The 23,444-nt window shown below is 70.9% G+C and carries 21 protein-coding genes; 16 read left to right on the forward strand and 5 right to left on the reverse strand.

What is annotated here, in order from left to right; translation table 11 throughout:
* Positions 1-30: 30 nt before the first annotated feature.
* Positions 31-1,227 carry a Fic family protein gene (locus ACWPOC_RS18910; protein ID WP_455409162.1) on the forward strand — a complete coding sequence of 399 codons (1,197 nt, stop codon included), beginning with the start codon at positions 31-33 and terminating at the stop codon, positions 1,225-1,227.
* A gap of 45 nt (positions 1,228-1,272) precedes the next feature.
* On the opposite strand, the gene ACWPOC_RS18915 is transcribed toward ACWPOC_RS18910, so the two are convergent.
* Positions 1,273-1,497: a DUF2188 domain-containing protein gene (locus ACWPOC_RS18915; RefSeq protein WP_024101088.1), complete on the reverse strand. Its 225-nt coding sequence runs from the start codon at positions 1,495-1,497 to the stop codon at positions 1,273-1,275.
* A gap of 151 nt (positions 1,498-1,648) precedes the next feature.
* Between ACWPOC_RS18915 and ACWPOC_RS18920 the strand changes: the two genes are divergently transcribed.
* Together ACWPOC_RS18920 and ACWPOC_RS18925 are read left to right on the forward strand one after the other, a co-directional pair.
* A complete protein-coding gene (locus ACWPOC_RS18920) occupies positions 1,649-2,704 on the forward strand; it encodes a tyrosine-type recombinase/integrase (RefSeq protein ID WP_455409163.1) in 1,056 nt (351 codons plus the stop codon).
* A gap of 78 nt (positions 2,705-2,782) precedes the next feature.
* Complete coding sequence (locus ACWPOC_RS18925) at positions 2,783-4,222, forward strand: NAD(P)/FAD-dependent oxidoreductase (RefSeq protein WP_120282920.1); 1,440 nt, start codon at positions 2,783-2,785, stop codon at positions 4,220-4,222.
* Between the two features lie 55 nt (positions 4,223-4,277).
* Here the strand turns inward: ACWPOC_RS18925 and ACWPOC_RS18930 are convergent, their stop codons facing one another.
* From ACWPOC_RS18930 to ACWPOC_RS18940, 3 genes are all read right to left on the reverse strand, one after another.
* Positions 4,278-4,727, reverse strand: a complete 450-nt coding sequence (locus ACWPOC_RS18930) for a PaaI family thioesterase (protein WP_060653030.1) — start codon at positions 4,725-4,727, stop codon at positions 4,278-4,280.
* Positions 4,728-4,846: 119 nt separating this feature from the next.
* A complete protein-coding gene (locus tag ACWPOC_RS18935) occupies positions 4,847-5,332 on the reverse strand; it encodes a hypothetical protein (protein ID WP_455409164.1) in 486 nt (161 codons plus the stop codon).
* A gap of 221 nt (positions 5,333-5,553) precedes the next feature.
* The gene (locus tag ACWPOC_RS18940) at positions 5,554-6,270 is read right to left on the reverse strand and encodes a hypothetical protein (RefSeq protein ID WP_120282927.1); all 717 of its coding nucleotides are present in this window, start codon (positions 6,268-6,270) and stop codon (positions 5,554-5,556) included.
* A 197-nt stretch (positions 6,271-6,467) separates the two neighbouring features.
* On the opposite strand from ACWPOC_RS18940, the gene ACWPOC_RS18945 reads away from it, so the two are divergent.
* From ACWPOC_RS18945 to ACWPOC_RS18975, 7 genes are all read left to right on the forward strand, one after another.
* Positions 6,468-7,886: a FecCD family ABC transporter permease gene (locus ACWPOC_RS18945; RefSeq protein ID WP_455409165.1), complete on the forward strand. Its 1,419-nt coding sequence runs from the start codon at positions 6,468-6,470 to the stop codon at positions 7,884-7,886.
* On the forward strand, positions 7,883-9,019 hold the full coding sequence (locus ACWPOC_RS18950) for a FecCD family ABC transporter permease (RefSeq protein WP_455409166.1): 1,137 nt from the start codon (positions 7,883-7,885) through the stop codon (positions 9,017-9,019). Before ACWPOC_RS18945 ends, ACWPOC_RS18950 begins: the two co-directional genes overlap by 4 nt.
* Entirely contained in the window at positions 9,016-9,888 is an 873-nt protein-coding gene (locus ACWPOC_RS18955; RefSeq protein ID WP_230791752.1) for an ABC transporter ATP-binding protein, read from the forward strand. Before ACWPOC_RS18950 ends, ACWPOC_RS18955 begins: the two co-directional genes overlap by 4 nt.
* A gap of 78 nt (positions 9,889-9,966) precedes the next feature.
* Positions 9,967-10,377 (forward strand): BlaI/MecI/CopY family transcriptional regulator, encoded by a 411-nt coding sequence (locus ACWPOC_RS18960; protein WP_159418152.1) that lies wholly within the window; start codon positions 9,967-9,969, stop codon positions 10,375-10,377.
* Between the two features lie 13 nt (positions 10,378-10,390).
* On the forward strand, positions 10,391-11,341 hold the full coding sequence (locus tag ACWPOC_RS18965; RefSeq protein WP_120282937.1) for a M56 family metallopeptidase: 951 nt from the start codon (positions 10,391-10,393) through the stop codon (positions 11,339-11,341).
* A 71-nt stretch (positions 11,342-11,412) separates the two neighbouring features.
* Positions 11,413-12,864, forward strand: a complete 1,452-nt coding sequence (gndA, locus tag ACWPOC_RS18970; RefSeq protein ID WP_120282939.1) for an NADP-dependent phosphogluconate dehydrogenase — start codon at positions 11,413-11,415, stop codon at positions 12,862-12,864.
* A gap of 4 nt (positions 12,865-12,868) precedes the next feature.
* The gene (locus ACWPOC_RS18975; protein ID WP_120282941.1) at positions 12,869-13,768 is read left to right on the forward strand and encodes a DMT family transporter; all 900 of its coding nucleotides are present in this window, start codon (positions 12,869-12,871) and stop codon (positions 13,766-13,768) included.
* Here ACWPOC_RS18975 and ACWPOC_RS18980 read toward each other — a convergent pair.
* Positions 13,722-14,366 (reverse strand): class I SAM-dependent methyltransferase, encoded by a 645-nt coding sequence (locus tag ACWPOC_RS18980; RefSeq protein WP_052227319.1) that lies wholly within the window; start codon positions 14,364-14,366, stop codon positions 13,722-13,724. The two genes, ACWPOC_RS18975 and ACWPOC_RS18980, sit on opposite strands and share 47 nt — an antisense overlap.
* Positions 14,367-14,670: 304 nt before the next feature.
* On the opposite strand from ACWPOC_RS18980, the gene ACWPOC_RS18985 reads away from it, so the two are divergent.
* The 6 genes from ACWPOC_RS18985 to ACWPOC_RS19010 all read left to right on the forward strand — a co-directional run bounded on the left by ACWPOC_RS18985 (position 14,671) and on the right by ACWPOC_RS19010 (position 23,411).
* Positions 14,671-16,086 carry a hemolysin family protein gene (locus tag ACWPOC_RS18985; protein ID WP_120282943.1) on the forward strand — a complete coding sequence of 472 codons (1,416 nt, stop codon included), beginning with the start codon at positions 14,671-14,673 and terminating at the stop codon, positions 16,084-16,086.
* Entirely contained in the window at positions 16,083-17,201 is a 1,119-nt protein-coding gene (locus ACWPOC_RS18990) for a hemolysin family protein (RefSeq protein ID WP_120282944.1), read from the forward strand. Before ACWPOC_RS18985 ends, ACWPOC_RS18990 begins: the two co-directional genes overlap by 4 nt.
* A complete protein-coding gene (locus ACWPOC_RS18995) occupies positions 17,198-18,136 on the forward strand; it encodes a 3-methyladenine DNA glycosylase (RefSeq protein ID WP_120282946.1) in 939 nt (312 codons plus the stop codon). Before ACWPOC_RS18990 ends, ACWPOC_RS18995 begins: the two co-directional genes overlap by 4 nt.
* 66 nt (positions 18,137-18,202) lie before the next feature.
* On the forward strand, positions 18,203-20,386 hold the full coding sequence (locus ACWPOC_RS19000) for a malate synthase G (protein WP_455409167.1): 2,184 nt from the start codon (positions 18,203-18,205) through the stop codon (positions 20,384-20,386).
* A 197-nt stretch (positions 20,387-20,583) separates the two neighbouring features.
* Positions 20,584-22,263 carry a substrate-binding domain-containing protein gene (locus tag ACWPOC_RS19005; RefSeq protein WP_455409168.1) on the forward strand — a complete coding sequence of 560 codons (1,680 nt, stop codon included), beginning with the start codon at positions 20,584-20,586 and terminating at the stop codon, positions 22,261-22,263.
* A gap of 2 nt (positions 22,264-22,265) precedes the next feature.
* Complete coding sequence (locus ACWPOC_RS19010; RefSeq protein WP_455409169.1) at positions 22,266-23,411, forward strand: metallophosphoesterase; 1,146 nt, start codon at positions 22,266-22,268, stop codon at positions 23,409-23,411.
* Positions 23,412-23,444 lie beyond the last annotated feature (33 nt).

A 23,444-nucleotide genomic window follows, 5' to 3' on the forward strand; every position in this document is an offset into this window, starting at 1 on the left:
TCATCGATTATCCGATGGTATGGTCCGGGGATGGCATCGGTTGACGTCGAATCCGGCTGGCCCGCGGTCACCTACGAACAGCACCCGTGGGTGAGCAGCGATGCTTACGGCTCGCGGCGCGAGAAGCGCCTGACCACCGGCCCCTACCGCGCCGCGGTCCCCCCGCTCATCGCCCACCGGCCCGTCCCGCTCGACAGCGAACTGCAGGCCCTCACCGAGGAAGCCGCCACGGAACTGACCCGATTCGATGTCGAGGTCGGGCACATCACCGCCCCGTTCGCCTCCATCCTGCTGCGCACCGAGAGCGCGTCGAGTTCGGAGATCGAGAACCTCTCCAGCGGGGCGCGGCAGATCGCGCTCGCCGAACTCGGCGAACACGCCTCCCGCAACGCCCGCCTGATCGTCGGCAACGTGCGGGCGATGCGCGCGGCGCTCGAGCTGTCCGACGCGATCGACGCCGCCGCGATCCTGCGGATGCACCACGCGCTGCTCGAGCACGACGATCCGGCGATCGCCGGCCGGTGGCGCACCCAGCAGGTGTGGATCGGCGGGGGCAGTCTGGGCCCGCACACCGCGCAGTTCGTGCCCCCGCACCACGAGCGGGTGCCCGAGCTGATCGACGACCTGGTGGTCTTCGCCAATCGGGTGGATCTGCCGGTGGTCGCGCAGATCGCGGTCGCGCACGCGCAGTTCGAGACCATCCACCCGTTTCCGGACGGCAACGGCCGGGTGGGCCGCGCGCTGATCCAGGCGATGCTGCGCGGCGGGCAACTCACCCGCAGTGTCGCCGTGCCGGTCTCCGCAGGCCTGCTGCACAACACCGGGGAGTACTTCGATGCGCTCGGCGCCTACCGCGCCGGGGATCTCGGGCCGATCGTGCACTCGATCGTCGATGCGTCGTTCGCGGCGGTCGCCAACGGCCGCACCCTCGTCGCCGATCTCGAGGCGGTACGCGAACTGTGGCGGTCCCGGGTGACGGCGCGGCGGGATTCGGCAGTGCACCGGCTCGTGGACGTGCTACTACGCCAGCCGGTGATCGACAACCGGTCGGCCGCCGCGGCCTTGTCGGTGACCGGCGCCAACGCGCAGATCGCCATCGACCGGTTGATGGATACGGGGATCCTCACACAGATCACCGAGGGGCGCCGCAATCGCATCTGGCAGGCCAAGGACGTGGTGCGGGTGCTCGACGAGTTCGCCGCGCGCGCCAAACGCCGCCGCGGCTGACCCCCTCGGTACCGCTCCGCGCCGGTGTCGCTCGGTCGCGGTCGATCAGCCCGGGATGTCGCGCGGGTCGTGACCGTAGGTGTTGCGTTCGCCGATCGTCCCGTCGAGGTTGTGGACGAGGTGTTCGACCTTGCGGCGGCGCGCCTCGTCGCGGCCGGCGGCGACGGCCTCCTCGCGGGTGGGATAGGTGCCGAGCAGGTCGCTCGAGCCCTCGATGCGGTTGTGCCAGGATCCGTCCTGGTGGAACGTTTCGACATCGCCGGCGGGCATGGGGTGCTCCTCTCCACGAAGGGGCGGTTGTCCACCGCGTACCCGGCGTCGGTGTCCCCGAATCCGGACGCGGTCCCTGCTGTCCCGTCGGTCCCTGCTGTCACACTGGACTCGCACATCTGTACGAGCGGATCTTCACGGGAGGGGCATCGTGGCGGGCAGCGCGACCGAGCCGGGATTGTCGGACTGGATCGGGTCGTATCTCGAGACCTTGCAGACCGCGAAACGGTCCCCGCACACCATCAAGGCCTACCGGCTCGACCTGCACGCGGTGCGCGCGCATCTCGCCGCGACCTGCGCGGTGCCGGAGGACGCGTTGACACTCGGGAATGTGACGGTGCGCGGGTTGCGGTCGGCGTTCGCGGCGTTCGCCGCCGAACGGCAACCGGCGTCGGTGCGCCGCGCCTGGTCGGTGTGGAACAACTTCTGCAACTTCCTCGTCTCCGAAGGGGTGTCGGAAGGCAACCCGATGGCCTCGATCGCGCAGCCGAAGAAGCCGCAGCACACCCCGAAGGCGTTCTCCCCCACCGCAATCAATCAACTCGTCGACACCATCACCGTGGAGGCGCAACGCCCGGCGGAGTCGGCGCGGGACTGGCCGCAACGCGATCTGGCGCTCATCGCGACGCTGCTGCTCACCGGGATCCGCTCGGACGAGTTGATCCGGCTCGATGTGGGCAGCATCCTCGGCGGCCGCGAGGCCCCGGTGCTGCGGGTGCTCGGCAAGGGCGCGATCGAACGGGAGATCCCCCTCGAAGACAGCTGGACGGCGATCGTCGCCGCCTATCTCGAGGAACGCTACGCCCGTTTCCCTGCCGCGCGGCGCCGCGCCCGCGACCGCGACGAGTTGCCCGTGTGGGAGCGGCACGACCCGGCCGACCCGCTGTTCGTCGGCGCGGACGGCACACGCATCACCCGTGGCACCCTGCAGTACCGGGTGCGGCGCATCTACCGCCGCGCGGGTATCGAGTCCGAACGCAAACGCGGTGCGCTCGCCCACGCGTTGCGGCACACCTTCGCGACGAGCCTGGCCGACAGCGGCGCGACGATGGTCGAGTTGCAGCAGCTGCTCGGGCACCGGTCGTTGCAGACCGTGCAGGTGTACACCTCGGCGACCAACGATGCGGTGCGGCACGCGGCGCGCCACAACCCCGTCTACGGGTTGCTCGGGTCGGGTCGTGAGTCGCTCGGCGACGGGCCGGGTTAGCTCGTCGGTTGCGCTGTGGGCGGGCGCGGCAACTGCAAGACTGGGGATCGATCCATCCGGCAACGTGAAGGAGCATCCATGAGCGTCGAGCAGACCGAACCCCGCCGTCATCGTGTGGTCGTGATCGGATCCGGTTTCGGTGGGCTGTTCGGGACCCAGGCCCTGGCTCGTGCCGATGTGGACGTCACGGTCGTGGCGCGCACCACCCATCACTTGTTCCAGCCGTTGCTGTACCAGGTGGCCACGGGCATCCTGTCGGTCGGTGACATCGCCCCGGCGACCCGCATGGTGCTGCGCAAACAGAAGAACGCGCAGGTGTTGCTCGGGGACGTCGAGAAGATCGACCTGGAGAATCGGACGGTGACCTCCCGGTTCCTCGAGCGCTACACCACCACCGAATTCGACAGTCTCATCGTCGCCGCGGGCGCCGGCCAGTCGTATTTCGGCAACGACCAGTTCGCCGAGTTCGCGCCGGGCATGAAGACCATCGACGACGCCCTCGAGCTGCGCGGCCGGATCCTCGGGGCGTTCGAGCAGGCCGAACTGTCTCACGATCACGAGGAACGCGCCCGGCTGCTGACCTTCGTGGTGGTCGGCGCCGGCCCGACCGGGGTGGAACTGGCCGGGCAGATCGCCGAGCTGTCGCGCCGCACCCTCAAGGGCACCTTCCGTAATATCGATCCGACCGAGGCGCGGGTGGTGCTGCTCGACGGCGCCTCCGACGTGCTGCCGGTCTACGGCGGCAAACTCAGCCGCAAGGCCCGCAACACCCTCGAACGGCTCGGGGTGGAGATCCAGCTCGGTGCGATGGTCACCGACGTCGACGCCGACGGTCTCGTCGTCAAGGAGAAGGACGGTTCGCAGCGGCGCATCGAGTCGCAGTGCAAGGTGTGGTCGGCGGGCGTGTCGGCCAGTCCGCTCGGCAAGCAGCTCGCCGAACAGTCCGGGGCGCAGGTCGATCGGGCGGGCCGGGTGGAGGTGCTGCCGGATCTGACGTTGCCGGGGCATCCGAACGTGTTCGTCATCGGCGACATGATGTCGCTGAACAAGTTGCCCGGGCTGGCGCAGGTGGCGATGCAGGGCGGCAAGTACGCGGCCCGGCAGATCATCGCCTCCCTCGACGGCGCCGACCCCAGCCATCGGGAACCGTTCAAGTATTTCGACAAGGGCAGCATGGCGACCATCTCGCGGTTCAGTGCGGTCGCGAAGGTCGGCAAACTCGAGATCAGCGGGTTTCTCGGCTGGGTGGCGTGGTTGTTCATCCACCTGCTGTATCTGGTGGGGTTCTCGTCGAAGCTGTCGACGCTGCTGTCCTGGGCGCAGGCGTTCTTCTCCACCGGCCGCAACGAGATGGCCGCGACCGAACAGCAGGTGTTCGCGCGGATCGCGCTCGAACACATGCGCGCGGACGAACCCGACGGCGACTCGCAGAACGGCGAGACCTCGACGAAGGACGGGGACCGCTCCGCACAGGCTCCGGCCGGGCGGGGCCGCGGCGGGACGCAGGCCGCGGGCTGACCGTCGGCGCTCCGGCCGGACGCGGTGTCCCGGCCGGAGCCGCCCGGCTACCGGGTCAGTGCCCGATACGGTCCGCGTTGGTGATGTTCGCCAGCCGTACCTGTCCCTGCGCGACGAGGCGGTCCTGTTCGTCGACGATCTCCACCCGCCACAGCTGCTGGGTGCGGCCGCGGTGCACCGGGGTGCCGGTCGCGGTGAGGACCCCTTCGCGGGTCGCGCGGAGGAAGTCGGTGTTGTTGTTGACCCCGACGACGTTGCCCTTGTCCCCCAACCAGTTGGCGCCGGCGACGCTGGCGACGGTCTCGATCACCGCGCAGTACACCCCGCCGTGCACGATGCCGTAGGGCTGGTGCTGCGTGGGGGTGATCGTCCACCGGGCGCGCGCGAGATCGGGGCCGAGTTCGACGAATTCGAGGCCGAGGGCGGTGTTGAAGCCGGTGTCGTTGACGGTGTTGATCGCCTGCACGTCGTGCTGGGCCGGGGCGGAGGTGGACTGGTCGCTCATACGGGCTTCCCTTGTTCGTGCGTGGGGTCGACCGGCCGCCGGGACAGGTGGCCGTCGAACGATGGTAGGACATGGCGGTTTTCGGCCGTCCCACCTCCGACCGCGGCGCGCAGGGGTGGTCACTGCAGGGTCACCAGCAGCGCGTAGGCGACGATCGAGTAGCCGTCGGGGATCGACCCGAACCGGTGCACGGTCCGCGCGCCCTCGTACTCGACGCCGTACCAGCCCGCGTCCGCGGTCGGGATCCTGATGGTCCGCTGGATCACCGGGTGACGTTCGGCGACCAGGGCGCGCCCCTGCGGTCGGGTGCGGTACAGCGTCCACAGATAGCGGTCCCACACCAGATGCCCGGTAAGCACGACGTCACCGAGGGTGTCGAGCTGCGGGGGAAGCACGGTGGTGAAGCCGTGACCGAGATGGGCGAGCAGTTCGACCCGATCGTCGACGGTGATCTGCTCGACGCGGGCGGGCACGTGCCGGACGAGTTCGCGGATGCAGTCGCTCGCGCCGGGGGTGGTCCAGGAGGTGGTCGGTTCACACACCTGCCCGGGAGCAGGCTGATCGGGCCACGGTTCGAGGTCTTCGATCATCCACAGGGTGGTCATCTCTCGGTGCTTCCCAGGTCGCGGCGCGGATTCCTCCAGCATCCTCCGGGTTCGCCACCGCCGCGCCTGCGATCGGCCGGTTGCGCTGTGCGTCGACGGCGCAGGGCTCCGGACACACGACGGCGGGCCCCACATGGATGTGGGGCCCGCCGCGGGAAGGGACCGGGAGTCACTGCAGCCCTCAGGACTCCGCTGCGGTCCGGCAGTCGGAACGGATTCGATTATAGGGAAGGCTGCCCTAATCCGGCAAGGCCTCGGACGGGATAGCCGGCGGCGACGAAGGCGTCGAGCAACGCCTGACCGCGGCGCGCGGCGGTGCGGCGGGAGGCGCCACCGAGCACGGGCAGCTGGGCGGCGCCGGTGACGACGGTGCGCCCGACGATCCCCCAGAACCGGTTCCGGTCGAGCGGGGCGAGGGACCGCAGCGCGAGATGGACGGCATTGAGTGCGGTCGCGGCGCGGTGCGCGGTCCACACCGCCATCGCCTGCTCGCACGGCAGCACCACCACGTCGCGTTGCCCCACGGCGCGGTCCTCGGGCAGCACCCGCAGGGTGTCGTCGGCGAGACCGGCCCAGTCGATGCAGCCGTCGCTGTCCTGATGCAGCCACAGATTGTCCAGACCCGGATCCCAGACGCGACCCTCGAGGGCGTAGGGGGCGAGGACGCGGCCGACCACGGCGTGGATGAGGGCGCCGGCGACCTGTTCGACGGCGATGCGCGGGTCCTCGGTGTCGAGCAGCGCGCGGTCGTAGAGCGCCTCGATGCGCTGCTGCCGTTCACCGCCGCCGAGGAACCACCAGCGGCGGCGGGGTTCTTCGTCGATACAGGCCACCGCATACACGCGGGGGGCTCCCGCGGCGAGTGCGCGCAGCCGGGCGCGCGTGTCCTCGAACGGGCGGACGGGTGCCGCCGTGGGCGGCAGCAGCAGCGTCGTCATCCGACACCTCCTGATCGACGGTGAATCATGATTAGGTAAGCCTAACCATTGCATCCGGGGGTGGTGTGCGCAACCCCATCCCCCTACTCCCGCCGAGACATAGGATTCCGTAACCTAACTCCGAAGGCCTTCGCGTTCCCCACGATCCGCGACGACCCGAACCGCACCACCGCCTTCCCGAGGAGCACCCCGCGCCCGTGACCGTCACCCCTCACGCCCCACCGGACGCCGACCCGACCGCCCCGCCCCACGCGGGCCGCCGGATCGCCGCCGTCCTGTGCGATCTCGCGCTCCTCGCCATCCCCCTGCTCGTCGGCGCCCTCGTCGTCGACACCCTCGCCGACGCCAAGGGCGGCGGCCAGACCGACCGCATCGTCTTCGGCGGCGCCGCCCTGGCCGCGGCCGCCGGGCTGCTGTGGTGGAACCACGGCTACCGCGCCGGACGCACCGGCCAGAGCCTGGGCCTGCAGTGGACCGGGCTCGTGCTGCGCGACCGCGCCACCACCGGACCGGCCGGTACCCGCCCTGCCCTACTGCGCCGCGGCACCGAGATCGTCACCGAACGCCACGCCCGCCACGACGACTTCACCCCCCGCCCCACCGACGGCAGCGTCGCCGCCCTGCGCCGCCGGCGCCTGCTCGGCCTGGCCGCGCTGCTCGCGCTGCTGGTGCTCGGCGCGCTCGCCAGCATCGCCGTCGGTGCCCGCCCGATGACCTTCGCGGAGGTCTTCCACGCCCTCGTCGTCAACGACGGCTCCGAAACCGACGTCATCGTGCATTCACTGCGCATCCCCCGCACCCTGCTCGCGCTGCTGGTCGGCACCGCGCTCGGCGTCGCCGGTGCGCTGATCCAGGGGCACACCCGCAACCCACTCGCCGACGCCGGCCTGCTCGGCATCAACGCCGGCGCCGCCTTCCTGGTGGTGCTGTCGATCTACCTGTTCGGGCTCTCCACCCCGGCGCAGTATCTGTGGTTCGCCTTCGCCGGCTCCGCGCTCGCCAGCATCGTGGTGTTCGGGTTCGCGTCCATCGGCAACGGCGGCTCGAGTCCACTCAGCCTCGCGTTGGCGGGCGCGGCGGTCGCGTTCTTCCTGCAGGCGATGATCCAGACCATCGTGCTGCTCGACCAGACCAGCCTCGACGGTTACCGCTTCTGGGTGGTCGGTTCCGTCGCCGGCCGCGGCATGGACGTCTTCTGGCAGGTGTTGCCGTTCATCGTCGTCGGGTTGCTCGTCGCGCTCGCCTCCACCCCGGCCCTGAATCTGCTCAGCCTCGGCGAGGACGTCGCCCGCTCGCTCGGCACCAATGTCGTCACCACCCGGGTGATCGGCATCGCCGCGATCACCGTGCTCACCGGCGCCGCCACCGCGGCGTGCGGGCCGATCGCGTTCGTCGGGTTGATCGTCCCGCACATCGCCCGCGCGGTCACCGGCCCCGACTACCGCTGGCTCGTGCCCTACGCCGGGCTGCTCGGCGGGGCGCTGCTCGTCCTCGCCGACGTCATCGGCCGCATCGTGGTGCGCCCCGGCGAACTGCAGGTCGGGATCGTGCTCGCCCTCATCGGCGCCCCCTTCTTCATCGCCCTCGTCCGTCGCCGGAAGCTGGTGGCCCTGTGAACGACACCCCCACCCCCTCCCTCGACAAGGACGAACCCACGACGGGCACGCGCCGCTCACCCGTGCAGGTCTCCACCCGCGTGCCGGGCCGGCCCGCTTTCCGGCTCGGCTCCGTCTCCGTCGTCTGGCGCGCCCGCATGGTCATCGTGTGCGCGCTGATCGTCGTCGCCACCGCGGTGCTGCTGTCGATCTCCCTCGGCCGCGGCGACTACCCCCTGAGCCCCCTGCAGGTCGTCGAGGTGCTCCTCGGCGGCGGCGAACGCCTCGACCGGTTCATCGTCTTCGACCTGCGGCTGCCGCGCGGTGTCGCCGCCGTGGTCGTCGGCGCCGCCCTCGCCGTCTCCGGCGCCATCACCCAATCGGTGTCCCGCAACGCCCTGGCCAGCCCGGACATCCTCGGCATCACCGCCGGCGCCTCCGCCGCCGCCGTGGCCCTGATCGTCGTCACCAGCGGCGGCTCCATCGTCGGACTGCTCGCCACCCTCGGATTGCCGATGTCGGCGCTGCTCGGCGCGCTGCTCACCGCCACCGTCATCTATCTGCTGGCCTGGCGGCGCGGCGCCGACGGCTTCCGGCTCGTGCTCATCGGCATCGGCATCAACGCCATGCTCATCGCCCTGACCCAGTGGATGCTCGTCTCCGCCGACATCAACGACGTCAGCCGCGCCCAGGTGTGGCTGACCGGCTCCCTCAACGGCGTGTCGTGGAACCAGGTGGTGCCCGCCGCGATCGCGCTGCTGCTCGTCGGCGGCTGGGCCGCGACCGCCTCGTTCACCGTCGGGGCGCTGCGCCTCGGCGACGACACCGCCCGCTCCCTCGGCGTCAAGCTGCAGACCCAGCAGGCGCTGCTGCTCATCGCGGCGTGCGCGCTCGCCGCCGTCGCCACCGCCGCCGCCGGGCCCATCGGCTTCGTCGCCCTCGCCGCCCCGCAGATCGCCCTGCGCCTCGTCGGCTCGGCGGGCAGCCCGATCATCGCCTCCGCCCTGACCGGGGCGCTGTTCGTCGTCGCCGCCGACCTGATCGCCCGCACCATCCTGCCGGTGCCGCTGCCGGTCGGCCTGGTCACCTCCGCGCTCGGCGGTCCCTTCCTGCTGTACCTGCTGGTGCGTTCCAACCGAAAGGTCTCCCGATGACCGACACCCATCTGCCCCCCGCCCCGGCCCCCGGCCCGATCGAGCACGCGGCGCCGCGGCTGGTCGCCGAACACATCAGCCTCGGCTACGGCGAACGGCTCATCGTCGACGACCTGGACCTGTCCATCCCCACCGGAGTCGTCACCACCGTCATCGGCCCCAACGGCTGCGGCAAGTCCACCCTGCTGCGCGCATTGAGCCGGCTGCTCAAACCCCGCACCGGCACCGTGCTGCTCGACGGGCACGACATCACCACCATGCGCACCCGCGAGGTCGCCCGGGTGCTCGGCATGCTGCCGCAGGCCCCCGTCGCCCCCGAAGGGCTCACCGTCGCCGATCTGGTCTCCCGCGGCCGGCACCCGCACCAGTCGTGGTTCCGGCAGTGGTCCTCCGACGACGAGGACGAGGTCGCCATCGCCCTCGAACGCACCGGCATCGCCGACCTCGCCGACCGGCCTATCGACGAACTGTCCGGCGGGCAACGGCAACGCGCCTGGATCTCCATGGCGCTCGCGCAGGGCACCGACATCCTGCTGCTCGACGAACCGACCACCTATCTCGACCTGGCGCACTCGGTGGAGGTCCTCGACCTCGTCGACCGGCTGCACAGCGAACTCGGCCGCACCGTGGTGATGGTGCTGCACGACCTGAACCTGGCCGTGCGCTACAGCGACCATCTGGTGGTGATGAAGGACGGCCGCGTCGTCGCCTCCGGGGTGCCCTCGGAGGTGATCTCCGTGGAACTGCTGCGCGAAGTGTTCGATCTCGACGCCTCGGTCATCGACGATCCGGTGTCCGACCGGCCGCTGATCGTGCCCATCGGCACCCGCCACGTCTACGGCGCCGCCGGAGGTCCTCACAAGGGGTGACGAGGGTCTCACCGCAGGTCAGACCCTACGACCAGGGGTAGTACGCACATTCGTCGGAGAAATCCGTAGAATCGACCCATGGCAGCACTCGGCGAACTCGAACGCGCAGTGATGGATCACCTGTGGTCCACCCCCGAACCACAGACCGTCCGGCAGGTCCACGAAGCCCTCTCGGCTCGACGCAACCTCGCGTACACCACCGTCATGACGGTCCTGCAGCGCCTCGCCAAGAAGAACCTCGTCATCCAGCAACGCGACGACCGCGCCCACCGCTACCTGCCGGTGCACGGCCGCGACGAACTCGTCGCCAGCCTCATGGTCGACGCCCTCGACCAGGCCGACGAGACCGCCGGCCGCGCCGCTGCCCTCGTCCACTTCGTCGGCCGCGTCGGCGCCGACGAAGCCGCCGCCCTGCGCGCGGCGCTGGCCGAACTCGAAGCGCAACACGGCGACGACAACACCGGCCACGACACCGAGCGGGCCGGCTGACACACTCGATGTCATGAACGCGACCACGGCGCTGTTCTTCGGAACCACAGCGCTTCTCCTCGCCGGTCCGGTGCCGGGGCTGCTCGCCCGCGCCACCTGGCCGCACCGCAACCCCCGGGCCGCACTCGTGCTGTGGCAGTCCGTGGCGCTGGCGGCGGTGCTCTCCGCGTTCTCCTGCGGCCTGGCCATCGCCGCCCGCCTCCTCGCGCCCGGCGCCGACGGCCGACCCACCACCGGCCCCCTCGAAGAGATCGACGCCCTCGGTCTGCCCCTGTGGCTGACCTACGTCATCGTGTTCGCCCTGACCGTGTTCATCGGAGCCCGCCTGACCTTCTCCATGCTGCGCGTCGCGGTGCGCACCCGCCGCCGCCGCTCCCGCCACCGCATGCTCGTCGACCTGCTCGACCGCCGCGAGAGCGGCGCCGCCGTCCGCCACCACCCGCACGTGCGGATCCTCGACACCGCCGACCCCATCGCCTACTGCCTGCCCGGGCTGCGGCACCGGGTGGTGCTCAGCGAAGGCACCCTCGACAACCTCGGCGACGACGAACTGCGCGCGATCCTGCGCCACGAACACTCCCACCTGCGGGCCCGCCACGACCTCATCCTCGAGGCGTTCACCGCCGTCTACGAAGCGTTCCCCCGCGTCGTGCGCTCCGGCTCGGCGCTCGGCTCGGTGAAACTGCTCGTCGAGCTGCTCGCCGACGACTCCGCCGTCCGCAAGACCGGCCCCGCACCACTGGCCCGCGCCCTCGTCGCCTGCGCCGGCGCCCACACCCCCACCGGCGCCCTCGCCGTCGGCGGACCGAGCACCGTGCTGCGCGTGCAGCGCCTCACCGGACCGGGCCCCCACCTCGGGATCTCCGCCGCCGCCTACACCACCGCCGCCGCCATCCTCGTCGTGCCCACCATCGCCGTGGCGGTGCCCTGGCTCACCGAACTGTCCCTGCTGCTCGGCCTCTGAGCCGCGACACGCCGCACCGTTCGACCCGCCCCGATTTCGATCGGCCCCCGTTTCGGGGGAAGCTGTAGACCATGACCGTCGAACGCACCGAAACACCGCAGGCCCAGATCGGCGTGACCGGACTGGCCGTGATGGGCTCGAACATCGCCCGCAACTTCGCCCGCAACGGCTACACCGTCGCCCTCCACAACCGCAGCATCGCCAAGACCGACGCGTTGCTCGCCGAGCACGGCAGCGACGGCACCTTCGTCCGCACCGAAACCATCGACGAGTTCGTCGCCGCCCTCGAGAAGCCACGCCGCGTCCTGATCATGGTCAAGGCCGGCGACGCCACCGACGCGGTCATCGACGAGCTCGCCGACGCGATGGAACCCGGCGACATCATCATCGACGGCGGCAACGCCCTCTACACCGACACCATCCGCCGCGAAGCCGCCCTGCGCGCCCGCGGCCTGCACTTCGTCGGCGCCGGTATCTCCGGCGGCGAGGAAGGCGCCCTCAACGGCCCGTCGATCATGCCCGGCGGCCCCGCCGAATCGTACGAGGCGCTCGGCCCGCTGCTCGAGAAGGTCGCCGCGCAGGTCGACGGCACCCCCTGCTGCACCCACATCGGCCCCGACGGCGCCGGCCACTTCGTGAAAATGGTGCACAACGGCATCGAATACGCCGACATGCAGCTCATCGGCGAGGCCTACCACCTGCTGCGCGACGCCCTCGGCTACGACGCCGGGCAGATCGCCGACGTCTTCGCCGACTGGAACACCGGCACCCTCGAGTCCTATCTCATCGAGATCACCGCCGAGGTGCTGCGCCAGACCGACGCCGCCACCGGCAAGCCCCTCGTCGACGTCATCGTCGACGCCGCCGAACAAAAGGGCACCGGCCGCTGGACCGTCAAGGCCGCCCTCGACCTCGGCGTCCCCGTCACCGGCATCGCCGAAGCGGTCTTCGCCCGCGCCCTGTCCGGCTCCCGCGACCAGCGCGCCGCCGCCCGCGGCCTCGCCGCCGGCAACCTCGGCGCCGCCCCCACCGACGCCGCGCAGTTCACCGAGGACATCCGCGCTGCCCTGTACGCGTCGAAGATCGTCGCCTACGCGCAGGGCTTCGACCAGATCGCCGCCGGCAGCGCCGAATACGGCTGGAACGTCGACCGCGCCGCGCTCGCGACGATCTGGCGCGGCGGCTGCATCATCCGCGCCCAGTTCCTCAACCGCATCAAGGAGGCCTACGACGCCGACCCGGCCCTGCCCAGCCTGATCCTCGCGCCGTACTTCCGCGACGCCATCGAGATCGGCATCGACAGCTGGCGTCGCGTGGTGGTCACCGCCACCCAGCTCGGCATCCCCGTCCCGGCGTTCGCGTCGTCGCTGTCCTATTACGACGGACTGCGCGCCGACCGGCTGCCCGCCGCCCTCACCCAGGGCCAGCGCGACTTCTTCGGTGCCCACACCTACGAGCGCACCGACCGCCCCGGCAAGTTCCACACCCTGTGGAGCGGGGACCGCTCCGAAGTGCAGGCCTGACCCGATGACGGGCACGGCAGTCGCCGTCCTGTGCGCACTCGCCGCCGCCGCGCTCATCGCGGTCGGCAGTGTCGCGCAACAGAGTTCGGCCGCTGCCGTGCCCGACACCGACTCGCTCGTCGGCTCGCTGCTGCGCAGCCCCCGCTGGTGGGCGGGGATCCTCGGCGACGGCGGCAGCTACGTCCTGCAGGTGATCGCGCTCGTGTTCGGGTCGGTGCTGCTCGTCCAGCCCCTGCTCGTCGCGTCGCTGCTGTTCGCGTTGCCGCTCGCCGCCGCCACCACCGGCCGCCGCGTCACCCGCACGACCTGGCTGCTCGCCGGCGCATTGTGCGCGGCGCTGGCGATCTTCCTGCTCGTCGGCAACCCCAGCGAAGGCACCGGTGACGCCGCCGCCGTCCGCTGGGCGCTGCCGCTCGGGGCGGTACTCGCCGTCACCGCCGCCGCCGTCGTCGTCGCCCTGCTCTCACCGCGGTTACGGGCGCTGTCGTTCGGGATCGCCGCCGGCATCCTCTACGGCGTGACCAGCGCGTTCACCAAACACGTCACCGACCTCGCCGAAGACGGCATCGGCCCACTGCTCACCTCGTGGCAGACCTGGACGCTCGTCGCCGCCGGCGCCGCCGCGATCTACCTGCAGCAACGCGCCTTCCAGGCCGGATCGCTCACCGCATCGCTGCCCGCCCTGACCGTCGGGGAACCGCTCGCCGCGATCGTGCTCGGCATGACCGTGCTCGGTGAACACCTGCGCACCGACGGCCCCGGACGGATCCTCGTCGGCGCCGCGGTCGTCGTGATGCTCGTGACCACCGTGGCGCTCTCGCGCGCCCAGGCCGCCGACACCCCCGCCGAGACCGCGGCTACGCCCGACCCAGCACCGCCACCAGAAACTCCGCGTCGTCGCTGAACGGCCGCAGATCCCAGGTCGAGAGCCGCACCTGCACCGCCAGACCCGCCTGCTGCGCGTCGGCGAAGAACTCCTCGAACGGATACTCGCGGCCCGCCCCGAAACCGATCACCGCCCGGCCCTGCGGCGCCAGATGCGCCGCGAAATTGCGCAGCACCGCCACTCGGGTCGACGGCGCCACGAAGGTCATCACATTCCCCGCGCACACGATCACATCGAAGTCGGCGTCGACACCGCGGGCCGGCAGATCCAGCTCGGCCAGATCCCCGACCAGCCATTCCGGCCCCGGATGATCCTCCTCCGCCGCCGCGATCAGCACCGGATCGACATCCACCCCCACCACACGGTGCCCGGCCCGGTGCAGATAGCCGCCGAGCCGGCCCGGTCCACACCCGGCATCGAGGATCCGTGCCCCGCGCGGCACCATCGCATCGATCAACCGGGCCTCCCCGACGGTGTCCTGCCCCTGAGCAACCATCGTGCGGAACCGTTCGACGTACCACGACGAATGCGCCGGATTCTCCGCCACGATCTCCTCCCACCGGCTCGGCACCCGCTCGCCGCTGCCGCCGTGTTCCGGACCCTCGCCGCCGCTCATCCACGCTCCTTCGTTCCACCGGGACACCTGCTCGACCCCCACCGTAGGCGCCGCACCGTCGCCTGCACCGCGACACACGGCAACCCCGCTCAGTAGAATCGGTACCCGTCGAAACCACTTCCGGCAGGCGGACACCGTCCGCGACCGGACCCGACGAGAGGACACCGGTGCCCGCGGCACCCACCACCAGCCCACCACCCGACACCAGCTCCCCCTGCCCGGAGTGCGACTCCGGGCCGGAAGGATCCTCTAGCGGGCCGGGTCACCACCCCGGCCACCACCCCGCCCGGCAGGACCGCCCCTGATGTCCGTCCTGCTCGATATCGCCGCCCTCCTCGGCTTCGTGGCGCTCACCGCAGGCACCGCCCTGTTCGTCGCCGCCGAGTTCTCCCTGACCGCCCTCGAACGCAGCGCCGTCGACGCGCACGCCCACGACGGCGACCGACGCGCCCGGCAGGTCCAGCACGCGCACCGCACCCTGTCGTTCCAGCTGTCCGGCGCCCAGCTCGGCATCACCATCACCACACTGATCACCGGCTATCTCGCCGAACCGATCCTCGCGCAGTTCTTCACCCCGCTGTTCGACGCGATCGGCCTGAGCACCTCCGTCGCCGCAACCGTCTCGCTGGTCCTCGCGCTGCTCATCGCCACCTCCTTCTCCATGGTCTTCGGCGAACTGGTCCCCAAGAACATCGCCATCGCCCGGCCCATGGGCACCGCCCGCGCCACCGCCGGCCTCCAACTGGCGTTCTCGCTGCTGTTCCGCTGGGCCATCCTCGGACTCAACGGCGCCGCCAACCACATCGTGCGGCGCCTCGGCATCGAACCGGCCGAGGAACTGCGCTCGGCGCGTTCCCCGCAGGAACTCGGGTCGCTGGTGCGCGCCTCGGCCCGCAGCGGCACCCTCGACGAGCACACCGCCCGCCTGGTCTACCGCTCCCTGCAGTTCGGGGACCGCACCGCCGAGGACCTCATGACCCCGCGCAGCACCGTCGAGAGCCTCGACCGCAACGCCACCGTCCTCGACCTCATCGAACTGTCCGCCCGCACCGGCTACTCACGCTTCCCGATCGTCGACGGCGACCTCGACGCCCCTCTCGGCGTCGTGCACGTCAAGCACGCATTCACCGTGCCCGGCCCGGCGCGCGGCACCACCGCCGTCGGCGCCCTCGCCCGCCGCGTGCCCACCGTGCCGTCCAGCCTCGACGGCGACACCGTCATGGAACGGGTGCGCTCGGACGGCATGCAGGTCGCGCTCGTCGTCGACGAATACGGCGGCACCGCCGGACTGATCACCATGGAGGACCTCGTCGAGGAGATCGTCGGCGACGTCCGCGACGAACACGACGAGACCGAACTCGACGCCCACCGCGAGGGGGACGGCTGGTCGTGCACGGGTCTGCTGCGCACCGACGAGCTCGCCCAGCTCACCGGCTACCGCGCCCCCGACGGCGACTACGAGACCCTCGCCGGACTGATCCTCACCGAACTCGGCCGCATCCCCGAGGTCGACGACGAGATCCAGCTGCCGCTGCGCCGCGGCGAACGCGACCTCACCTGGTACGCGCGCATCCTCGAGATGGACGGACACCGCATCGACCGGGTGCTGCTCGTCCCCGGCGCCGCCCCCGACCCCGAGAACCCCGACGGCGACAGCGATGGGGACAGGGACGACAGCGACGACGCCCCCGCTGCCGACGAGGGTGGTGAGCGTCGATGAGCGACTGGTTCGCGATCGTCCTCGCCGTGCTGCTGCTCGCCGGCAACGCCTTCTTCGTCGGCGCCGAGTTCTCCCTCATCACCGTCCGCCGCGACCGCCTCGAGACACTGCTCGCCCAGGGCAAGACCCGCGCCCGCACCGTCATCCACGCCGGCGAACACCTCTCGCTCATGCTCGCCGGCTCCCAGCTCGGCATCACGATCTGCTCGATCCTGCTCGGCCGCGTCGCCGAACCGGCCATCGCGCACCTGATCGAGGTGCCGCTGCATGCGGCCGGGGTGCCCGACGCGCTGCTGCACCCCATCGCGTTCACCATCGGGCTCACGATCGTGGTGGTGCTGCACATCCTGCTCGGCGAGATGGTGCCGAAGAACATCGCCATCGCCGGCCCGGAACGCGCCGCGATGCTGCTCGTGCCGATCCACCTACTGTTCATGCGACCCGCCCGGCCGGTCATCGCGTTCTACAATCTGTGCGCCAACGCCACCCTGCGCGCGGCGCACATCGACCCGAAGGACGAACTCGACACCTCCGTCTCCGCCGTGGAGCTCACCGAGATGATCGGTGAATCCCGCTCCGAGGGGCTGCTCGACGCGGAGGAACACAAGCGCCTCACCCGTGCTCTGGCCACCGGCGACCGCACCGTCGCCGACGTGATGATCCCGCTCGCCCGGGTGCGCACCGTCCCGCACACCGGCGCGGGCCCGACCCTCGGCGACGTCGAGCACGCGGTCACCACCACCGGCTTCTCCCGGTATCCCACGCGCCGACCCGACGGCACGATCACCGGCTATGTGCACATCAAGGACGTGCTCGATCTGGTGCGGGAACAGTCCACCGGTCCCGAGACCGTCATCCCTACCGCGGTGATCCGGAAGCTGCCGGCCATCGGGATCGGCGACGGTCTCGACGAGGCGCTGGCCGCGCTGCGCCGCAACAACGCGCATCTGGCCGGGGTGACCGACACCACCGGAACGCTGCGGGGCATCGTCGCGCTCGAGGACCTCGTGGAAGAGTTCGTCGGGACGGTCCGCGACGCCACCCACCGGGTCGCGGATCCGCTGGGCAACCGCCCCCGCACGACCGCACCCCGATCGACCGAACGAGAACCATGACCCGCTCCCCGTCCGTGACCGACCGCCCGGCGATCCTGGCCGAGACCGAATGGACCGCGCGGCGCGACGCCCACCACGCCGTCGTGGACGAGCTGCTCGCCGGGCATCTCGAACGACGCGCCACCGGGCGCGGCCACCCGGTGCACGACTTCCTGTTCACCTACTACAGCCTGCGGCCGAGCCAGCTGCGGCGCTGGCATCCCGGTTACGGCACCGTGCTGCTCGGCGCGGCCGCGGTGCGCGGCTACCGCGACCATCCGGGCTACGAGCGGGTCACCGTCGACGGGCAGCCGGGGGTGCGGGTGGGCCGGGAGGTGCTCGACCGGCGCGCCGACACCGTCGACTTCGTCGCGGGGCTGCTCACTGCGACGGCCTCCCGGCCGCCGCAGCTCGGCTGCTTCGGATTGCACGAGTGGGCGATGGTGTACCGGGCGGGGGTCGAGGGGGTGCGGCATTCGTCGGTGCCATTGCGGCTCGGCCACACCGGAACCGACACGGTGGTGGAATCAATGCAGCTCCGATGCACCCATTACGATGCGTTCCGGTTCTTCACCCCCGACGCCGTCCCGCGCAACGCCACCGAACTGACCCGCGACCAGCAGGTACGCAGCGAGCAACCCGGCTGCCTGCACGCCGGCATGGACCTGTACAAGTGGGCCTACAAGCTGCTGCCGTTGACGGATTCGGAGCTGACGGTGCGGTGCCTGCGACACGCGTCCGCAGCCCGTGAATTGGATATGCGGGCAAGCCCGTATGATCTCGAGGACTACGGCTACTCGCCCATCAGGATCGAGACTGCCGCCGGACGCGCACAGTACGTCCGCGAGCAGTCGGCGCTCACCCGTCGCGCCGCAGCTCTGAGAGAAGAGCTGGTGAATCGATGTACCGCCCTGCAGGCGCACAGAACCACTGCGCCCGATACTACTGGCGGGTAACATAATCGACGATTCCGTGCGGCCGGGACGTTTCCGGCCGCACAGCAACCGGAAAGAGTGAGGGTGATGACAGAACGCGTGCAGGTCGGCGGACTTCAGATCGCGCAGGTTCTCTACGACTTCGTCAACAACGAGGCCATCCCCGGCAGCGGGCTCGACGCGGACACCTTCTGGGCAGGTGCCGACAAGATCGTCCACGACCTCGCCCCCAAGAACCGGGCGCTGCTCGCCAAGCGTGACGAACTCCAGGCCCAGATCGACGGCTGGCACCGCGACCGCGCCGGACAGCCCCACGACCCGGCCGCCTACAAGGCCTTCCTCGAAGAGATCGGCTACCTCGTCCCGGCCCCCGAGCCGTTCACCATCGGCACCGAGAACGTCGACTCCGAGATCGCCGAGACCGCCGGCCCGCAGCTCGTCGTGCCCGTCCTCAACGCCCGCTTCGCGCTCAACGCCTCCAACGCGCGCTGGGGATCGCTCTACGACGCGCTCTACGGCACCGACGTCATCCCCGAAGAAGGCGGCGCCGAGAAGGGCACCGGCTACAACAAGGTCCGCGGCGACAAGGTCATCGCCTGGGCCCGCGACTTCCTCGACAAGGCCGCACCCCTCGCGCAGGGCTCGCACGCCGACTCCACCGGCTACCGCATCGACGGCACCGAACTGAAGGTCACCCTCGGCGACGGCACCGTCACCGGACTCGCCCAGCCCGACAAGCTCGTCGGCTACCTCGGCGACAAGGCCACCCCGTCCTCGGTGCTGCTGCGCAACCACGGCCTGCACATCGACATCCAGATCGACCCCGAGTCCCCCGTCGGCAGCACCGACGCCGCCGGCGTCAAGGACGTCGTCCTCGAATCCGCCGTCACCACCATCATGGACTTCGAGGACTCCGTCGCCGCCGTCGACGCCGACGACAAGGTCATCGGCTACCGCAACTGGCTCGGCCTCAACCGCGGCGACCTGTCCGAATCCTTCGACAAGGGCGGCAAGACCCTCACCCGCACGCTCAACCCGAACCGCGTCTACACCGCCCTCGACGGCAGCGACCTCGAACTGCACGGCCGCTCCCTGCTGTTCGTCCGCAACGTCGGACACCTCATGACCAACCCCGCCGTCCTCGACCGCGACGGCAACGAGGTCCCCGAAGGCATCCTCGACGCGCTCGTCACCAGCCTGTGCGCCATCCACGGCCTGCACATCGACGAGGACCACGGCCCGCTCGCCAACAGCCGCACCGGCTCGATCTACATCGTCAAGCCCAAGCAGCACGGCCCCGAGGAATCCGCCTTCACCACCGAACTGTTCGGCCGCGTCGAAGAGGTCCTCTCCCTGCCCACCAACACCCTCAAGGTCGGCATCATGGACGAGGAACGACGCACCACCGTCAACCTCGCCGCCTGCATCAAGGCCGCCTCCGACCGCGTGGTGTTCATCAACACCGGCTTCCTCGACCGCACCGGCGACGAGATCCACACCTCCATGGAGGCCGGCCCCGTCGTCCGCAAGGCCGCGATGAAGCAGCAGCGCTGGATCGCCGCCTACGAGGACTGGAACGTCGACACCGGCCTCGCCTGCGGCCTGCAGGGCAAGGCCCAGATCGGCAAGGGCATGTGGGCCATGACCGATCTCATGCGCGACATGGTCGAGCAGAAGATCGGCCAGCCCAAGGCCGGCGCCAACACCGCCTGGGTGCCCTCGCCCACCGGCGCCACCCTGCACGCCACCCACTACCACGAGGTCGACGTCTTCGCCGTCCAGAACGAGCTCAAGGGCACCAGCCGCGCCACCGTCGACGACATCCTCACCATCCCCCTCGCCGAGAACCCGAACTGGTCCGACGAGGAGAAGCGCGAAGAACTCGACAACAACTGCCAGTCCATCCTCGGCTACGTCGTGCGCTGGATCGACGCCGGCGTCGGCTGCTCCAAGGTCCCCGACATCCACGACGTCGCGCTCATGGAGGACCGCGCCACCCTGCGCATCTCCAGCCAGCTCCTCGCCAACTGGATCCGCCACGACGTCGTCACCGCCGACGAGGTCATCGCCTCCCTCGAGCGCATGGCACCCGTCGTCGACCGGCAGAACGAAGGCGACCCCGGCTACCGGCCGCTCGCCCCGAACTTCGACGACAACATCGCCTTCCAGGCCGCCAAGGAACTCATCCTCGAAGGCACCACGCAGCCCAGCGGCTACACCGAGCCGATCCTGCACCGCCGTCGCCGCGAGAACAAGGCCAAGTACGCCTGACCCGCACACCGACACCCCAGGGCCCCGATCCACACCGGATCGGGGCCCTGCCCGTCCCCGCACCGCGCGGCGAAGCCAGGTCACATCCCGTCTCTCACTAGACTCGACCATCGGATCGACGAACGAAACGAGGCGGACACGACGTGGGCGGGCGACATCGCGGTAGCGGACGACGAGGAATCAGCACGAGCGTCATCGTGGTCGCCGTAGGCGTAGTACTCGCCCTGCTCGCCGTCCTCGGCTGGTTCCGCCTCCGCGACAACATCGACGACCAGGCCACCGCCGCCGCCGAAACCTGCGTCGAAGGCGACACCGTCCTGCACATCGCTGCCGACCCCCTCATCGCTCCCGCCCTCACCGAACTCGCCGACCAGTGGACCGACGGCGGCGTCCGCGTCATCCGCGACCACTGCGTCACCGCCGAGATCACCGCCGTCGACAGCCTCGCCGCCGCCGACACCCTCACCGCCGGCACCTGGGATCCGGCACTCGGCCCCGAACCCGCCCTGTGGGTGCCCCTCGACACCCGCATGAGCGCCCGCGCCGCCGACACCATCGACGGCACCCCCCGCTCCCTCGCCACCTCCCCGGTCGTGCTCGCCGTCCCCACCGACCTCGGCCGCGCCCTCACCACCGCCACCGTCCGCTGGCAGGACCTGCCCCGACTCCAGAACGACCCCGCCGCCATGCGCGAGAGCGGACTCGACATCTGGGGCACCCTCGGCCTCGCCCTGCCCACCGGCACCGAGACCCACGCCACCACCCTCGCCCTCGAAGCCGTCACCGCCGCCACCACCGGCATCGGCGCCGGACCGGTCACCCTCGAACAGGCCGCCACCCCCACCGCCATCACCGCCGTGAGCACCCTCGCGCTCGGCGCCGACACCCTCGGCGCAGTCGGCACCACCGCCGACACCCTCGCCGCGCTCGGCGCCCGCCCCGACACCGAGGCCCCCATCCACGCCGTGCCGGTCGTCGAACAGCAACTGCACCGCGCCCTCACCGACGGGCAGGTCCGCGGCCTCACCGGCCACCTGCCGATCGGCGTCGCACCCGTCGTCGACTTCCCCACCGCCGTCGTCGACGCCCCCTGGGTCGACGAGACCCTCGCCCGCGCCGCCGCGGAGTTCACCGACTACGCGCGTCGCCCCGAACAGACCGGCATCCTCACCGCCCACGGCTTCCGCACCGCCGACGCCGTCCCCGAACCCGCCGGGGAACTGCCGCTGCCCCGCGTCGACACCGTCCTCGCCCCCGCCGACCCCACCGTCGACGACGTCCTCGTCGCACTGCGTCTCGCCCCGGTGTCCCCGCGCAAGGTCACGATGGTCGTCGACACCTCCACCTCCATGGGCACCCCCGCCGGCGACGACACCCGCCTCACCGCCACCGCGGGGGCCCTGCGCGAGGCCATGCGCCGAGCCTCCATCAACTCGGTGATGGGCATGTACGTCTTCGCCGACACCCCCAGCGGGCACCGCGTCGCCGTCATCCGCGACGGCCTCACCGAGTCCAAGCGCGCGGCGATGTCCTCGGTCCTCGACGACATCGACCTCGTCGACCGCGAACCGGTCTACGCCACCCTCACCGCCGCCTACCGCGACGCCGTCGACAACTACGACCCGGGCCGACCGAACTCCGTGCTCGTCGTCGTCGACAGCGACGACCCCGACGAGACGGCCGCCCGCGACCTGCGCGCGGCGATCGACGAACTCGCGTCCCCTGCCACCCCTGTGCGGATCGACGTCGTCATCCTCGGCGACCGCACCGACCCCGTCCTCGAGCAAGCCGCCGAGGCCACCGACGGCAACCTCACCGTCGTCGACACCACCGACCCGGCCGATCTCACCGACCTCCTCCGAAAGCTGACGTCCTGACCGTGCTCCGACTTCTCGTCATGGGGGTCTTCCTCGCCCTCCTCACCTACCTGCTGCATCGACGACTCGTCCGGGCACCCGGCCTGCCGCGTCCTGCCGCCCTCGCCGCCGACCTCGTCCTGGCGGCGATGTTCGTCCTCACGCTTGGTGCCTCCGGGGTGGGCACGGCGCTCGACCCCGCCTGGGCCCGCCCCATCGGATTCCTCGGCTGGAGCTGGATGGCGGTGGTGCTGTACCTGATGCTCGGGCTCCTGCTCGTCGGAGCGGGACTGCTCGTCGCCCGCCTCGTCTGGCGCGGACGCCCCGGGCCGACCACCGACGTGACCCCGCGACGGGGTCTGCGCATCGCGACCGCCGTGCTCGTCGTGGCCGCGGTCGCCGCCGTCGGATACGGCACGGTCGAAGCCGACCGGCCGCGGATCGTCACCGTGCCCGTCGCGTTGCAGGACCTGCCCACCGGCTTCGACGGCGCCCGGATCGCGCTCGTCACCGACCTGCACGTCGGACCTGCCCGCGGCGCCGACTTCGTGCAACGCGTCGTCGACCTCGTCGCCGAACAGCAGCCCGACCTGATCGTGCTCGGCGGCGACCTCGCCGACGGCACCGTCGACCTCGTCGGTTCCGACCTCGAACCGCTCCGGCAGCTGCAGGCCCCGCTCGGGGTGTACGGCGTCAGCGGCAACCACGAGTACTACTCCGACGACGCCGAATCATGGCTCGACCATTGGGAGACGCTCGGTGTACGCACCCTGCGCAACGAGCACGTCGTCCTCGAACGCGACGGCGACGTCGTCGCGCTCGCCGGCGTCCACGACTACACGGCCACCGAACCCCACCACCCGGACATGCCCACCGCCCTCGACGGCATCGCGGACGGTACCCCCGTGATCCTCGCCGCCCACCAGCCCCGGCACATCGACGAGGCCCGCGAACGCGGAGTCGACCTGCAGCTGTCCGGGCACACCCACGGCGGACAGATGTGGCCGCTGCGGCCGTTCGTCTCCCTCGCCAACCCCACCGTCACCGGACTCGACCGCTTCGGCGACACGCAGATCTACACATCCCAGGGCACCGGCGCGTGGGGACCGCCCGTGCGGGTCGGCACCCCACCGGAGATCTCCGTCCTCGAGCTGACCGCCGCGAACTGACGGCCTTGCCCTCAGGGCTCGGTGAGATGTGTC

The organism is Rhodococcus sp. 5G237 (genome assembly GCF_053764735.1).